10 protein-coding genes are annotated in these 14,757 nt (G+C 69.0%); 6 read left to right on the forward strand and 4 right to left on the reverse strand.

Features of this window, described 5'->3' with window-relative positions; translation table 11 throughout:
- Positions 1 to 26: 26 nt before the first annotated feature.
- Positions 27 to 1,358 (reverse strand): glutathione S-transferase C-terminal domain-containing protein, encoded by a 1,332-nt coding sequence (locus NXI30_17265; protein MCR9095975.1) that lies wholly within the window; start codon positions 1,356 to 1,358, stop codon positions 27 to 29.
- A gap of 49 nt (positions 1,359 to 1,407) precedes the next feature.
- The gene (locus NXI30_17270) at positions 1,408 to 2,997 is read right to left on the reverse strand and encodes a DEAD/DEAH box helicase (protein ID MCR9095976.1); all 1,590 of its coding nucleotides are present in this window, start codon (positions 2,995 to 2,997) and stop codon (positions 1,408 to 1,410) included.
- An 86-nt stretch (positions 2,998 to 3,083) separates the two neighbouring features.
- On the opposite strand from NXI30_17270, the gene gatC reads away from it, so the two are divergent.
- The 6 genes from gatC to NXI30_17300 all read left to right on the forward strand — a co-directional run bounded on the left by gatC (position 3,084) and on the right by NXI30_17300 (position 12,822).
- Complete coding sequence (gene gatC / locus NXI30_17275; GenBank protein MCR9095977.1) at positions 3,084 to 3,383, forward strand: Asp-tRNA(Asn)/Glu-tRNA(Gln) amidotransferase subunit GatC; 300 nt, start codon at positions 3,084 to 3,086, stop codon at positions 3,381 to 3,383.
- 4 nt (positions 3,384 to 3,387) lie between these two features.
- Entirely contained in the window at positions 3,388 to 4,881 is a 1,494-nt protein-coding gene (gene gatA, locus NXI30_17280; protein ID MCR9095978.1) for an Asp-tRNA(Asn)/Glu-tRNA(Gln) amidotransferase subunit GatA, read from the forward strand.
- A 4-nt stretch (positions 4,882 to 4,885) separates the two neighbouring features.
- Entirely contained in the window at positions 4,886 to 6,406 is a 1,521-nt protein-coding gene (gene gatB, locus NXI30_17285) for an Asp-tRNA(Asn)/Glu-tRNA(Gln) amidotransferase subunit GatB (protein ID MCR9095979.1), read from the forward strand.
- Positions 6,407 to 6,529: 123 nt separating this feature from the next.
- Entirely contained in the window at positions 6,530 to 9,661 is a 3,132-nt protein-coding gene (locus tag NXI30_17290) for a DUF748 domain-containing protein (protein ID MCR9095980.1), read from the forward strand.
- 199 nt (positions 9,662 to 9,860) lie between these two features.
- Complete coding sequence (locus NXI30_17295) at positions 9,861 to 11,774, forward strand: response regulator (GenBank protein MCR9095981.1); 1,914 nt, start codon at positions 9,861 to 9,863, stop codon at positions 11,772 to 11,774.
- Between the two features lie 112 nt (positions 11,775 to 11,886).
- Positions 11,887 to 12,822: a branched-chain amino acid transaminase gene (locus NXI30_17300; GenBank protein ID MCR9095982.1), complete on the forward strand. Its 936-nt coding sequence runs from the start codon at positions 11,887 to 11,889 to the stop codon at positions 12,820 to 12,822.
- Positions 12,823 to 12,832: 10 nt separating this feature from the next.
- Here the strand turns inward: NXI30_17300 and sthA are convergent, their stop codons facing one another.
- Entirely contained in the window at positions 12,833 to 14,212 is a 1,380-nt protein-coding gene (gene sthA / locus NXI30_17305) for a Si-specific NAD(P)(+) transhydrogenase (protein ID MCR9095983.1), read from the reverse strand.
- Between the two features lie 112 nt (positions 14,213 to 14,324).
- Positions 14,325 to 14,648, reverse strand: coding sequence for a heat shock protein HspQ (gene hspQ, locus NXI30_17310; protein ID MCR9095984.1), 324 nt, complete (start codon positions 14,646 to 14,648; stop codon positions 14,325 to 14,327).
- Between the last annotated feature and the right edge of the window lie 109 nt (positions 14,649 to 14,757).

Below are 14,757 nucleotides of genomic sequence, written 5' to 3' on the forward strand. Positions count from 1 at the left end.
CGCGAAGCAGGCTACGTCGCGAGCGCTCAGGCTTCTCGACGAACCGAGTAGAGACGCGCGTCGCGCTTTTCGACGCGCGCGCCTGCGAGCCGGGCGTCGAGATCGAGGATCTCCCGGCCGCCCTCGAATCGCGCCAGCCAGCGCGTGAGCTCGCCGAACGCTGCAGCATCGGCCAGGCAGGGCGCCATCGCCTCCGCGATCCGACCGAGCATCCAGATCTGGTACGGCACGACCATGCGCCGACTCGCGACGCCGTCGATCTCGAAGGCCTGGGTCAGTGGCCCGTCGCCGGTCTGCAATTCGACGAAGCCGGGCGTCGCCGTGAACGTCTTGCCCGGGAGCTCGCCGCCGGGCGAGTGGGCGTCGCTCGCGACGAAGGCGCGGAGCCGCTCGATCGCCTCGCGGAGCACCGGCCACATCTCGGTGAAGAAGACGTCGAGGAGGGCCTCGAGGGTCTCGGGGACCGCGTCGTCGTCCAGCCACTCGGCCCCGTCGGAGGTCGCGAGGCGCGGAACGAGCTCGCCATCGTCGTCGAGCCCGTAGAGCGTCTGCCCGAACTGCCGGGCGTTGAGCGCGCCTTCGCCGTTGGTCCGTTCGACCCACTCCGCGACGAGGGGGAAGAAGGTGCGCAGGGCGAGTCCGGGGATCGCGTCCCGATAGAGATGGGCGTAGAGCGGACCGAGTAGCCCGAAGTCCCCGAGGCTCGGCCGACCGCCGAGGACGTAGTCGTGCTGCCCGAAGTGGACCTCGAGGGCCTGCAGCACGCGGTGCTGGCTGGCCTGCCAGGCGTGTTCGGTTCGCTCGTCGCAGCCGAGGTGGACGAGGCCCGCGTAGACGCCGGCGGGGTCCTGGCGCGAGTGCGAAATCCCGAACGCGGCCTCGAAGAAGCCCGCGCCGGCCTGCCGTCGCTCGGGACCGTCGGCGTCCGGCGCCATCACGGCGCCCCATTGCTGCTCGTTGAAGGCGCGGTGGTTCGGCTCGCGGCCGTCCTCGCTGAAGTACCAGCGCTGCCAGAAGGCGGGGACGACGATCCACTCGTCCGCGAGGAACTCGATCAGGTAGCTCGCGAGGCGCTGCTTCGGCCGGGACGCGTCGGGGATGACCGCGAACCCGGGGTGCGCCGCTTCGCAGACGTCGATGATCTCGCTCGAGTCCTGGACCCAGGTCCCGTCCGGCGTCTCCATCTGCGGGACCGCGCCGCTCCCGGAGCGCGGGTTCAGGCGTCCCGCGATCAGTTCCGGGGTCGCGAGGATGTCCTCGAAGCCCGGCCCGAGGGCACCCATTCGCTCCTTGAGTCGCAGGTAGGCGCGGACCTTGCCGGAGAAGTAGCTGTGCTCCCAGCTGTAGAGGCGGTACATCGAGCCTCTCCGATCGAGCAGCTTCGACGCGACGAAACGCGTGCCCGGCCTAACGTCGTCGCCGCTCGCCGTCGCGCGACCCGCCGCCGCCGTTTCCGCCGCGTCGACCCCGCCCGCGACCGCTCCGCGGTCGACGGCGACCCCGTCCTTCGCCGTCGTCGCCCCGCTCCGCGTCTTCGCGGGCGCGTTCGGTCTCGCGATCCTCGACGGTCGGAACGTCGAGGTCGTCGTCCGCCGCCGCAACCGCTTCCGGCTCGGCCTTGGCCGGGCGCGCGACCAGGTAGGCCGCCGCGAAGCGAGCGAGCTCGGCCCGGCCTTCGTCGCTTCCCGCCAGATCGTCGACGAAGACCTTCATGCGGCCGACGCGCGCTTCCGCGTCCTCCGCCGGGATCGCCGCGAGGTCCTCGTCGGCCCGCTCACGAAGAGCGTCGAGCTCGCCTTCCTGCTCCTTGCGTTCGGCTTCCTCGGCCTCTTCGCTCTTCCGCTTCTCGAGGCGTCGCGCGACCGCGCGCTCGGTCGGGAGCTTCTTCTCCTTGATGGTCGTCCCGTTCACGGTCTGCATGAACTTGAAGTTGCCGATGTCGAGGCCGGAGATGAGGGAGATCGCCACGCCGCTCTTGCCGGCGCGGCCGGTTCGGCCCGTTCGGTGGACGTAGACCTCGGGCGAGTCCGAGGTCGTGTAGTTCACGACGTAGGCGAGATCGCTGATGTCGATGCCGCGGGCGGCGACGTCGGTCGCGACCAGGAAGCGGAGCTTGCCCTTCTTGATCTTCGCGATCGCCTTCTCGCGCGCCGACTGCGGGAGATCACCGGAGATCTGGTCGATGTTGAAGCCGCGCTTCTGGAGGTAGGCCGTGATGAAGCGGACGTCGGCCTTGGTGTTGCAGAAGATGATCGCGCTGTCGGGGTTCTCGTACTGCAGGATCCGGGCGAGCGCGGCCTCCTTCTCGGAGGCCGGGCACATGTAATAGAAGTGCTCGATCTTCTGGGGCGATCCGCCGTCGACTTCGATCGTGACGTCTTCGGGGTCCGTCAGGAAGAATCGCGACAGCGATCGCACCTTCTCGGGCATCGTCGCCGAGAAGAGATGCGACTGGCGCTTCTTCGGGAGGAAGCTCGCGACCTCCTTCATGTCCGGCCAGAATCCGAGGGAGAGCATCTCGTCGGCCTCGTCGAGGACGAGGACCTTGGTCCTGCTGAGATCCATTCGATCGTTCTTCAGATGATCGAGGATCCGGCCGGGCGTCCCGACGATGATGTGCGCGCCCTTCTCGAGGCCCTCGAGCTGGGGGCCATAGGCGACACCCCCGTAGATGGGGAGGGTCCGGACGCCCCGGTACTGGCCGAGCTGGTCGAGCTCGACGGCGACCTGGTTGGCCAGCTCGCGGGTGGGAAGAAGGACGATCGCCTGGGTGTCGGTGCTCGCCGTGTCGATCGCCTCGACCAACGGGATCCCGAAGGCGCCGGTCTTGCCGGAGCCGGTCATGGCCTGGACGATCAGGTCTCCGCCCTCTCGCATCTTGGGAATCGCGGCGGCCTGGACCGGGGTCGGGGTGTGCCAGCCGAGATCCTTGATCGAGCGCTGGATGTCCTCGGCGACGTCGGCGAATAGCTCAGAAAGTTCTTGTGTTTCAGTCATATGCGGCCGGCACCGTACCCTTCGCCGGGGGGCGGCGCAATCGGGAGCCCCCCTTCGTCCCCGCAGGCCGTGCTAACGTCGCCCGGATGTCGACCATCGGCCCCGAAGACGTCGCCTACGTGGCACAGCTGGCCCGCCTCGCCCTCTCCGACGAGGAGGCGCAGGCGATGGCGCGGGACCTCGAGCAGATCCTCGGCCACGTGAAGTCCCTGGATGCCCTCGACACCGATGGAGTGGAGCCAACCGCCCACGGGTTCGAGCTGGCGACGCCGATGAGGCCAGATTACCCCGCCGATCCTTTCGATCCGGAGCTCGCCGTCTCGAACGCCCCGGCCGCCCAGGGCACTGCCTTCCTCGTCCCGAAGGTCCTCGAGGAGGAGGGGTAGGCGGATGGGCCAGGCAGAGGATCTCCTCGCGAAGGGCCTCGCGGAGCAGCGCGCGGCCCTCGACGGCGGTGACGTGTCGGCGTCGGCGCTGGTCGACGCCAGCCTCGCGCGGATCGAGGCGACCCGTGCGCTCTCGGCCGTCGTGTCGACCCGACCGGAAGCGGCGCGCGCCGAGGCGGAGGCCGCCACGGCGCGGATCGCCGAGGGCGGAGCGCGCTCGACCCTCGACGGCGTGCCGATCCTGCTGAAGGACAACATCGTGCAGGCGGGTGAGCCGGCGACCTGTGCCTCGCGGATCCTCGAGAACTTCGTCTCGCCCTACGACGCGACGGTGACCGAGAAGCTCCGGGACGCCGGGGCGATCATCGTCGGCCGCGCGAACATGGACGAGTTCGCGATGGGCTCGTCGACCGAGAACACGATCTACGGCGAGGCCCACAACCCCTGGGATCCGTCGAAGGCCTGCGGCGGCAGCTCCGGCGGATCGGCCGCAGCGGTCGCGGCCGGGCTCGTTCCCGTCGCCCTCGGCTCGGACACGGGGGGCTCGATCCGGCAGCCCGCCGGGTGCTGCGGCGTCGTCGGCCTCAAGCCGACCTACGGACGGGTCTCGCGCTGGGGACTCGTGGCCTTCGCCTCGTCCCTCGACCAGATCGGCCCCTTCGGACGGAGCGTCGCCGACTGCGCGGCGACCCTCGAAGTGATCGCGGGACACGATGCGAAGGATTCCACCTCGGTTCCCGAGGAGGTCCCGAAGTGGACCGACGCCCTGGACGGCGAGGTCGCCGGGCTCACGATCGGGCTACCGGAGGAGTACTTCGTCGAAGAAGGCGTCGACCCCGGCGTCCTCGCGCGCGTGCGCGAGGCGATCGGCGAGCTCGAGGGCGCGGGTGCCAAGACCGTGCCGGTCTCGCTTCCGCATACGGAGCACGCGATCGCGACCTACTACGTGATCGCGACCGCGGAAGCCTCGAGCAACCTCGCGCGCTTCGACGGCGTCCGGTACGGACGACGCGCGGATCGGCCCGCGGATCTGCAGGATCTCTACATGCGCTCGCGCTCCGAGGGATTCGGTCCCGAGGTGAAGCGTCGGATCCTGCTCGGGACCTACGTCCTCTCGGCCGGCTACTACGACGCCTACTACGGCAAGGCCCAGCGCGTGCGGACGCTGATCCGCCGCGACTTCGATCGCGCCTTCGCGTCCTGCGATCTGATCGTGACGCCGACCATGCCCGAGACGGCCTTCGGCCTCGGCGAGAAGAGCGACGATCCGCTTTCGATGTACCTGTCGGACGTCTATACGACGTCGGTCAACCTGGCGGGACTGCCGGGGCTCTCGATGCCGTGCGGGCTCTCGGAGGGGATGCCGGTCGGACTTCAGCTGATCGGCAAGCCCCTCGACGAGGCGACGATCCTCCGGGTCGGAGACGCCTTCGAACGGCGGACCGACCACCACGCGCTGCGCCCGCCGGAGGACTCCATCGGGCGGAAGGCTCCTTGACACCATGTCCATCCTCCCCGACGACTACGAAATGGTGATCGGCCTCGAGGTCCACACCCACCTCAAGACCGAATCGAAGCTCTTCAGCCCGGCCCCGGTCCGCTACGGAGAGGCCCCGAACCACTCGGTCCATCCGATCGATCTCGCGCTTCCCGGCGTCCTGCCCGTCCTGAACGAACGGGTCGTCGAGCTGGCGATCCGGCTCGGCCTCGCGATCCATGCGACGGTGAACGAGCAGTCGATCTTCGCGCGCAAGAACTACTTCTATCCCGACCTGCCGAAGGGCTACCAGATCTCCCAGTTCGAGGAGCCCGTGGTCTCCGTGGGTTGGCTCGACATCGAGGTCGAGCCCGAGGGCGCCGCGAACGCGCGCGCGAGCGGAAAGGGCAAGGGAAAGAAGAAGGGCGCGGCCCCCGAGCTCGCACGCAAGCGGATCGGCATCACCCGCGCCCACATCGAGGAAGACGCGGGCAAGTCGATCCACGACGTCGCGATCGCCGGCTCCGCGGATTCGTGCATCGACCTGAACCGCGCGGGTGTCCCGCTCCTCGAGATCGTGTCCGAACCGGACCTGCGCTCGCCGCAGGAAGCGAGCGCCTATCTCCGCGCGCTGCGCTCGATCCTCCGATACATCGGCGTCTCGGACGCCGACATGGAGAAGGGCCAGTTTCGCTGCGACGCGAACGTGTCGATTCGCGAGAAGGGCGCCGAGTTCGGGACCCGGACCGAGATCAAGAACCTGAACTCCTTCACCCACGTCGAGGATGCGATCGAGGCCGAGGCGATCCGGCAGCTCGAGCTGACCCTCGACGGCGGCGAGGTGGTCCAGGCGACGATGGGCTACGACCCGGAGCGTCGGCGCACCCACGTCCAGCGTCTGAAGGAGAACTCGGACGACTACCGGTACTTCCCCGATCCGGATCTGATTCCGCTCCGGATCGATCCCGCGAAGATCGAGGCCGTCCGTGAAGCGCTCCCGGAGCTGCCGGAAGAGAAGCGCGAGCGCTTCGAGGCCGAGTACGCGCTGTCGGCTTATGACGCCGGTGTCCTGACCGCCAGCCGGACGCTCGCCGACTTCTTCGAGGAGACCGCGAAGGGCTGCGGTGCACCGAAGGCGGCGGCGAACTGGATCACGCGCGACGTGCTCCGCGAGCTCAAGGAGCGCGAGTGCGAGATCGAGGATCTGGCGCTTTCGCCGGCGATCCTCGGCAAGCTGATCGCGCTGGTGGAAGAGGGTCGGCTGACGCAGAAGAGCGCCGCCCAGCTCTTCCCGGATCTCGTGGCGGACGGCGGTGACCCGGAGGCCATGATGGTCGAGCGGGGGCTCGAAGCGGTTTCGGACGCCGGGGCGATCGAGGGCTTCGTCGACGAGGTGATCGCGGCGAATCCGGACGTCGTCCAACAGGTCCGCGACGGGGACGACAAGCCGCTCAACTTCCTGATGGGGCAGGTCATGAAGGCCAGCCAGGGCAAGGCGGAACCCGGGCAGGTCCGGAAGGCACTCGCGGAGAAGATCCGCGGCTGAACTCATCCGCCGGCTGCGGGCGCTCGCCGGGCTGGCCGCTGCGGGCGCTCGCGGAGGTCGTCTCTCATCAGGGCTACGCTTCTCCGTCGGTCGGGGCCCGAACGGAAGGGTGTCGGAGGTGCGTTGGCCAGAGTCGTACTCAAGCTCTTCGCCGCGATCATCGCGGTCGTGCTCCTCGTGGTGGGGGGGCTCGCCGTCGCGCTGCCGCGCCTGGTGAACAGCGACGAGTTCCGGACCGCCCTGCACGCGGCCGCGGCGGAGGCCCTCGGGACGCCCGTCGAGTGGAGCCGGCTCGACGCGGGAATCGTTCCGCTCCGGTTGACCCTCGAGTCGCCAGTCCTGGAGACGCCGATCGCCGATCCCGCGGACGCGCGGCTCTCGGCCCGCGCGATCGAGCTGCGGATCTCGGCGATGACGCTGCTCGAACGGAAGGTCGAGGTCGAGAGCCTCGTCTTTCGCGGTCTGGAGCTGGTCGTCACGCGCACGCCGGAAGGACTGATCCTCCCGGTTCCGCCCGGGGATCCTTCGCCCGGAGCGCCGCCGTCGGCGGGGACGCCCTCGGAAGCGCCGTCACCGGAAGGCGACGGGGGGGCCGAAGAAGACGGGGGGCTCGAGCTCGCGCTTCGCCGGGTCGTCGTGGAGGAGGCCCGGATCGTCCTGCGCGACCGCACGCTGCCGCGCCCCCTCGACTGGCAGCTCGAAGGCTTCGCCCTCGAAGCGACGGGCGAAGATCTCGAACGACCTCTCTCCATCGATCTCGAGAGCCGCGTCGCCGCCAACGGAGCCCCTGCCGGGGCGCTCGCGATCGAGGGCGAGGTCTCCCTCGCCGGGCTCTTCGATCTCGCGATCGAGCTCGACGCCCTCCGGCTCGACACACTCCAGCCCTACGTCACCGAAGCGACCCTCGCCGGTCTCGCGTCGGGGCGGATCTCGGTCGAGGGCGCGTCCGACGTCGTGTCCCACTTCGACACCGACCTTCGCATCGAAGGGATGGACGTTTCGACCTTCGGCCTCGACCTCGAAGGGCGCCTCGATCTCGTTGCGTCGCAGGAGCTCGACCGACCGATCGCCTTCGACGCGACCCTCGATCTCGGTTCGCGGGGGAGCGCCGATCTCGACGGCCGGGTCACGCTCGACGGCGCGCTCGATTCCGTGGTCGTCCTCGATGCCCTCGATCTCGTGCCCTTCGCCGCCCTGGCGGGCGACGAGATGGGGATCGAAGGACGCGCGACGGGCCGCGTCGTGGTGGCGGTCGCGACCGGGGGCGAGGTCACGAAGCTCGAGACCGATCTGCGGATTCCCGATGCGCGCTACGCGGACGCGTCGGTCGATCTCCGCGGCGCGCTCGACCTGGGCCTCGGATTCGCGGGGCTCGAGAAGAACGATCCCTTCCGCTTCGACATCGCACTCGCCCTCGCGCAGCAGGGCGGACGGATCGACGCCGAGGGGACGGCGACGCTCGAGGGCGCCGTCGACGCGAAGCTGGTTCTCGGCAACGTGGACCTCGCACCGCTCGCCCCCTGGATTCCGGAAGGCACCAAGGTCGAAGGCCGACTGACGGGCGACGCGGATCTCGCCCGAACCGCCGGGGGCCGGATCGAACGAATCGCCGTGAAGCTCGCCCTCGCCGACGCGCGCGTCGTACGCGATCCCGTCGACGTCGCCGGGCGCTTCGATCTCACCGCTGGGATCGAAGGTGAGGGCCCGATCGATCTCGTCGCGGCGCTCGCCCTGGACGATGGGAGCGGGCTGCGGATCGAAGGCACGTCCACCACCGCCGGCGTCGTCGACGTCCACGCCGATCTCGAGTCCTTCGACCTGGCGATCGTCCGGCCCTTCCTGTCGGATCCTGCGCTCCGGCTCGAGGGGCTCGCGACCGGCAAGGGTCGGCTGGTCGGCGACGCGACCGCGCCGGAGTTCCTCTCCTTCGACCTCGGCGTCGATCGCGGCGTGATCGCGAGCGGAGACGCCGCCCTCGAAGGTCCCTTCCTCGCCTCGCTCAAGATCAAGGAGCCCCTCTCGCGTCCTCGCGGTCGCGCCGAGCTCGACCTGACCGCGACGCAGCTTCGCTACGGCGAGACCTTCGCGAAGCCGGAGAACATGCGCGCGTTGGCGACCGCGCGCTTCGTTCCCGAGGAGACGGGAGAGATCGTCTTCGAGGCGACGGTCGCACTCCGGGACATCGACGAGCTGCTCGTTCAGGGCGCCGTCGGCGACACGACGACGGTGTCCGTCACGACGACCGACTTCGATCTCGAGGGGTGGGAGTCGATCCTGCCGGTACTGGCGCCGTGGTCGGCGCGAGGGAAGGTTGCCCTGGACGGTCTCGCGGTCGAGCTGATCGACGGCGAGCCGCGCCGATTCGGCGGCAAGCTGGCGCTGCGCGGGATCGCCCTGACCGTGCCCGATGCCGGGCGGATCCAGCTGCGTGGCACGATCGTCGGTGAGGAGACGCGGATCCGAACGGAGGGGCTCAAGGCGAAGCTCGGTCCGGCGGTGATCGGGATCAAGGGCGCGATCGAGGACCCCCTGCGCGAGGGGCGCTTCGATCTCGCGATCCGGACCGTGGGAGAAGTCGAGGCGAACGACGTGCTCTCGAACCTCACGTCGGCAAGGGACACCGTCTACGGCCCGCTCCAATTCGATGGAGACGTCACCGGGCGCCTCGATCATCCGGACGGCGTGACGGGGGATCTCGCCGGGGACGTCCGTTTCAGCGTCGGCGAACGCGAGGGGGGTCGCCTCCGCGGCGTGTCGCTCCTCCGTACGATCCTCGACCAGATTCCGTTCGTGGGAGGCGCCGCCCGGCTGACCCGCCCCTTCCGCGGTGGCCGCTCCGTCGACGACTACTTCACGGAACGCTTCGAGATCATCGAAGGCGTGTTCCGGATCGGCGAAGGGCGTGTCCAGGCCGAGACCCTCCGGCTCGCGTATCCGGGCTACGAAGCGCGTCTGACCGGTCCGATGCGCCTCGCCGATCTCTCGATCGACATGACGGGCGAGGTCCTGCTGAAGGGCGACCTCGTCTCGACCCTGGGTGGGCTGGCGGGGGCGGACGTGCCGGACCGCGAGCCGATCCGGATCCAGCTGGCGAAGGTGACCAATACACTCGCGGAGCCGGAGATCGAGATGACCGCCGAGACCCTCGCCGCCGTCCCGAAGCTCCTCTTCCAGGGAACCGGCCTCGACACGATCACACGCGGGATCGGCAAGCAGGTCGGCGAGGCTCTCGACCGGGTGCTCGGCGCCGACTGAGCGGACGCGTTCCCTGCGCAGCCTTCACGCAACCAGGCGGCAACGATCCTTCTCCGCTGCGTGCCTTCCGGTCCGGCGCACGCGGCGCGCCGACCGGTCCCCGTGAGCCGAATCACGAGCGGGTTCGGGTGCTTTCCCGACGTCAACGCACCTTCATCCTCTCGGAGATGTCGCCGATACGGGAGGGAGGAGTCGCCCCATGTCCGCCACCGTCCTGTGTATCCACGAAGACCGCACCGTCGCCCGCATCCATACGGAGATGCTCGAAGCCGAGGGATACGAGGTCGTCTGCGCCTTCGACGGTCGCCAGAGCCTCGAGATCCTTCGTACCCAGCCGCCGGACTTCACGGTCATCGACGCCTACCTCCCGCGGCAGGACGGGTTCGAGATTCTCGCGGAGATGCGGACCCTCGAGGCCTGCCGGTCGACGCCGGTGCTCATGCTCTCGGACGGGGACGTGACCGACGACATCGCGCAGCGTGCGAGCGCCCTCGGTGCGATCGGCGTCGAGGCCGCACCGCTGGCCGGGGACCGCCTCGTCGCGCGGATCGCCGAGCACCTGAAGCCGGGGCCATCGGCGCGGTCCGAGGTCTCCGTCGTGCCGGAGTCCGGCTGCCTGCGGGAGCTCCCCGTGCCCGAGCTGATCCACGCGCTCCGCAAGGAGCGGCACGACGGCGTGCTCGTCCTCGAACACGGAAAGAAGAAGAAGGCCGTCGAGTTCAAGGACGGCTGGCCGGTCTCGGTCAAGTCCAATCTGCTCTCGGAATGCTTCGGCAACTTCCTCGTGCGCGAGGGCATCGTCGACGAAGTCCTGCTGAACGAGTCGGTGAAGCGCATGCGAGCCGGCGAAGGGATGCAGGGCGAGATCCTCGTCGCGATGGACGTGCTCGAAGAGGAGGCGCTCGTCGAGGCGCTTCGCGCGCACGGACTCGAGAAGTTCTTCGAGCTCTTCGGCTGGCGCGACGGTCGCTACGTCGTTCGTCCGCGGGCCCACGTCCAGCGGGGCTCGAGCATCGGAATCGAAGGTCACCCTGCGCGCCTCGTCGTCGAGGGCATCCGGCGGAAGTTCCCGCTCAAGCAGATCGATCGCTGGCTCGCGGCCCACGCGAGCGCGTTCCTCGTCCCCAATCCGGGCGGAGAGGCCGGTGTCGAGGACGCCCATCCCTCGCCGCAGGAGCGCGAGTGGATCTCGGGTCTGGACTCGACGCTCACGCTCGGCCAGCTCCTCGAAACGCCCGAGTGGGTCCGGCGCTTCGTGTTCGGGCTGATCACGATCGAGGCGCTCGCCGTCGACGGGCAGCAGGGCGACGCGGGGGACGCGCGGGCCTTCGCCGAACGAGCCGCGCGGGTGGCGTCGCCCTCGCTGTCGCAGGCCGACGAAGAAGCCCGGGCCGAGCTCGCGCGACTCGCGAACCGCATGCGCGGCAAGGATCACTACGGTGTTCTCGACGTGCCGACGACCGCGGATGACGAGGAGATCCGGATCGCGTTCGCGAGCCTCTCCCGCAAGACCCACCCCGATCGCTACCACGGCGCGAGCAGCAGCGTCCGGCAGCTGGCGGCCCAGGTCCACGAGCGGATCGCGGAGGCCCACGTGGCCCTCTCGACCGAAGAGGGACGCGCCGACTACGCGAAGGTGCTCGCGCGGGGCGCTCGTGAGGACGCGGTCGAGGACGAGGGCCGGCGGGCCCTCGCGGCGGAGACCGAGTTCCAGAAGGGCGAAGCGCTCCTCGCCGACCGCGACTACGAGGGGGCGTTGCTCTGCTTCGGTCGGGCCATGCAGAACTTCCCGAGCGAGGGCGAGTACCGCTCCCACTACGGCTGGGCTCTCTATCTCTGCCACCCCGACAACGACGTGATGCTCGGCGAGGCCCTCGAACACTGCCGAGAGGGCGTCAAGCTGGCGAAGGATCGGGAGAAGCCCTACCTCTTGCTCGGCCGGCTCTACAAGGCCATGGGCAAGGCGGTCGCCGCGAAGAGGATGTTCTCGCGCGCCGTGCAGATCAAACCGCAGTGTGTCGAAGCGATGCGCGAGCTGCGAATCATGAACATGCGTCGCGGCAAGGACCAGGCTCCGGGCCTGGGCCGACTCAAGAAGCTCTTCAAGCGCTGACGCGCCGGGGCGATCCGGGTCGAGCCCCGCTCCGGTCGTCCCTCGTCGCAATTCCGAGCGTGCCGGCGCGGCCGGTGCGACGACGAAGAAGAAGCAGAAGAGGAATGCTCTCATGGGAGAGAACGCGGCGGCCGGTGTGACCGGCAAGGAGATCTGGCTCGACGGCGAGTGGGTCGCCTGGGACGAGGCCAACATCCACGTCCTGACCCACACGCTCCACTACGGGCTCGGAGTCTTCGAAGGCATCCGCTGCTATGCGGGGGCCGACGGTCGTTCCGCGGTGTTCCGGCTCTCCGAGCACATCAAGCGCCTCTACGACTCGGCGAAGATCAACCTGATGGAGATCCCGTTCTCCCGGACCGAGCTCGAGGCCGTGACCCTCGAGTCGCTCCGACGGAACGATCTCGCCGAGGGCTACATCCGGCCCCTCGCGTTCATCGGCGACGGCGCCATGGGCCTCCACCCGGGGACGAACCCCGTGCGCGTGGCGGTGATCGCCTGGGCCTGGGGCGCCTATCTCGGCGACGAGGGCATGGCGAACGGGATCCGCGCGAAGATCTCGACCTTCTCGCGTCATCACGTGAACGCGAAGATGACCAACGGCAAGACCTGCGGAGACTACGTCAACTCGATCCTCGCGAAGCGCGAGGCGCTGCTCGACGGGTTCGACGAAGCGATCATGCTCGACACCCAGGGCCTCGTCTCCGAGTGCACGGGCGAGAACATCTTCGTCGTCCGCAACGGGAAGATCCGCACGCCTCCGCTCTACAGCGTCCTCGACGGAATCACCCGCGACTCGATGCTCCACGTCGCGAAGGCCTGCGGCTACGCGATCGAGGAGTCGCCCATCACCCGCGACGATCTCTACGTGGCGGACGAGATCTTCCTGACCGGGACCGCCGCCGAGGTCACGCCGATCCGCGAGGTCGACCACCGCACGATCGGCGAAGGCAAGCGTGGCCCGATCACCGAAGAGCTCCAGACGGCGTTCTTCGACATCGTGACGGGCAAGGACGCCCGCTACGACCACTGGCGGGCGTTCCTGTAGAGCGCTCCGGCTAGAGCCGATTCACGCCGTCGAGGGCGGCGATCCGGTAGGACTCGGAGAGCGTCGGGTAGTTGAAGACCGCGCTCAGGATGTGGTCCACGGTCGCGCCGGTGTGCACGAGCATCATGCCGATGTGGATCAGCTCGCTGGCCGCGACCCCGATCATGTGGACACCGAGGATCTGCTTGGTGTCTCGTCGGAAGATCAACTTGAGCATGCCTTCGTCGCGCACGATCTGGCCCCGCGGCGTCTCCTGCGTGCGGGCCACGCCGACCTCGTAGGGAAGGCCCTGGTCGCGGCACTGCTCTTCCGTCAGGCCGACCGAGGAGATCTCCGGGATCGTGAAGATCGCCATCGGAAGCACGGCTTCCGGGGGAATGGGCTGTCCGCTGGCGTGAAGGACGGCGAGCCGGCCCTGGTGCATGCTCGTCGACGCGAGCGCCGGGAAGCCGATCACGTCGCCGATCGCGTAGACGTTCTCGCAGGACGTCTCGTACGAGTCGCTGACCTTGATCAGGCCCGTCTCCCCGACCTGGACGCCGATCTTGGCGAGGTCGAGAGATTCGACGTTCGACTCGCGCCCCGCAGCGACCAGCACGCGCTCCGCGCGGATCGTCCGGCCGCTCTCGAGGTAGACGATGCCTTCGTGCTCGTGCTTCTGGGTCTCGATCCGGACGCCGCTGACGTTCTCCGATTGCATCAGTCGGATGCCGCGACTGCGCATCGAGTGACAGAGCGCATCGAGGATGTCGGGGTCGAGGAAGCGCAGGATGCGTTCGCGTCGGTCCACGACCGTGACCTTCGTGCCGAGGGCGGCGAAGATCGTCGCGTACTCGCATCCGATCACGCCGCTGCCGAGCACGGCGAGGCTCTTCGGGATCGTGTCGAGCTCGAGGAGCGAATCGCTGTCGACGATCACGCGGTCGTCGATCGGAATCGAGTCGGGACGCCGGGGTCGGCTGCCGGTCGCGATGATGATCGTCTCGGCTTCGATGATCTCCTCGCCGTGTCGGTCGGCGACGCGGACACGATCGGGAGCGACGAACGAGGCCGAACCCGTGAAGACCCGGATCCGGTTGCGATCGAAGAAGGAGCGGATCGTCTGCTGATGGTGGGCGATCAGCTGGTCGCGCGGACCCCGCAGGTCCTGGATCGCGAGCGGGCGGAGCTGGGTGGCGTGGACGCCGAGGGTCGCGGCACGCCGGCTGTTCACGAGCTCGAGGACGGTGTGCCGCAGCGCCTTCGAGGGCAGCGTGCCCGTCCGGACGCAGGCGCCGCCGAGCATCAGCCCCTTCTCGACGACGGCGACGTTCAGGCCGAGCTTCGATCCCTGGAGCGCCGCCGACCAACCGGCGGGCCCCGCTCCGATCACGAGCAGGTCGTAGCGCATGGACTTGTCCCCCAGACGAGGTCGGGGGCGAGTATCCTCCCCGGCCTTTCCGATCCCATCGGAATGGCCCGTGTGGGGCTTTACGAACTCGGGAGAAAAGCGGGAACCGGCCCTAGTTGAGGCTCCGGTCTTTCCCGTAGGTGCCGTCCTCGAAGCGGTCGAAGAAGTGCTCGAGGAGCGGGTGGCGGATCGGGGCGGGGGACGGGTCCGCTTCGAGGTGGCGCTCCGCGACGTAGGTCGCGTGCTCCGCGCCATCCACGAGGACGTGATACCAGGGCTTGTCCTTCGGAGGACGCGAGCGGGCCACCTGCTCGTACCACTCGTCGGTCCCGGAGAAGACCGGGTCGACGTCGACGATCACGCCGCGGTAGTCGAAGCGGAGGTGCCGAACGACCTGGCCGGGGCCGAAGCGCGCGTCGAAGTCGTGGTCGCTCATGGTCGCCTCGCTCACCGAGGGGCCCCTCGGGTCGTGCTCTCGTGCAAGATAGCGGGGTTTGGCGGTGCCAGAAAAGAATGGCACTGGCATCTGGATCACAATGGATCAC

It is taken from the genome of bacterium, assembly GCA_024742285.1.
GTDB lineage: Bacteria > Myxococcota_A > UBA9160 > UBA9160 > UBA4427 > UBA4427.

What these genes read in the sequence shown, in the direction of transcription:
- NXI30_17265 (MCR9095975.1), bottom strand. Translation starts at nt 1,358, where the DNA reads ATGTACCGCCTCTACAGCTGGGAGCACAGCTACTTCTCCGGCAAGGTC.
- NXI30_17270 (MCR9095976.1), bottom strand. Translation starts at nt 2,997, where the DNA reads ATGACTGAAACACAAGAACTTTCTGAGCTATTCGCCGACGTCGCCGAG.
- gatA (MCR9095978.1), top strand. Translation starts at nt 3,388, where the DNA reads ATGGGCCAGGCAGAGGATCTCCTCGCGAAGGGCCTCGCGGAGCAGCGC.
- sthA (MCR9095983.1), bottom strand. Translation starts at nt 14,212, where the DNA reads ATGCGCTACGACCTGCTCGTGATCGGAGCGGGGCCCGCCGGTTGGTCG.
- NXI30_17295 (MCR9095981.1), top strand. Translation starts at nt 9,861, where the DNA reads ATGTCCGCCACCGTCCTGTGTATCCACGAAGACCGCACCGTCGCCCGC.
- hspQ (MCR9095984.1), bottom strand. Translation starts at nt 14,648, where the DNA reads ATGAGCGACCACGACTTCGACGCGCGCTTCGGCCCCGGCCAGGTCGTT.
- gatC (MCR9095977.1), top strand. Translation starts at nt 3,084, where the DNA reads ATGTCGACCATCGGCCCCGAAGACGTCGCCTACGTGGCACAGCTGGCC.
- gatB (MCR9095979.1), top strand. Translation starts at nt 4,886, where the DNA reads ATGTCCATCCTCCCCGACGACTACGAAATGGTGATCGGCCTCGAGGTC.
- NXI30_17300 (MCR9095982.1), top strand. Translation starts at nt 11,887, where the DNA reads ATGGGAGAGAACGCGGCGGCCGGTGTGACCGGCAAGGAGATCTGGCTC.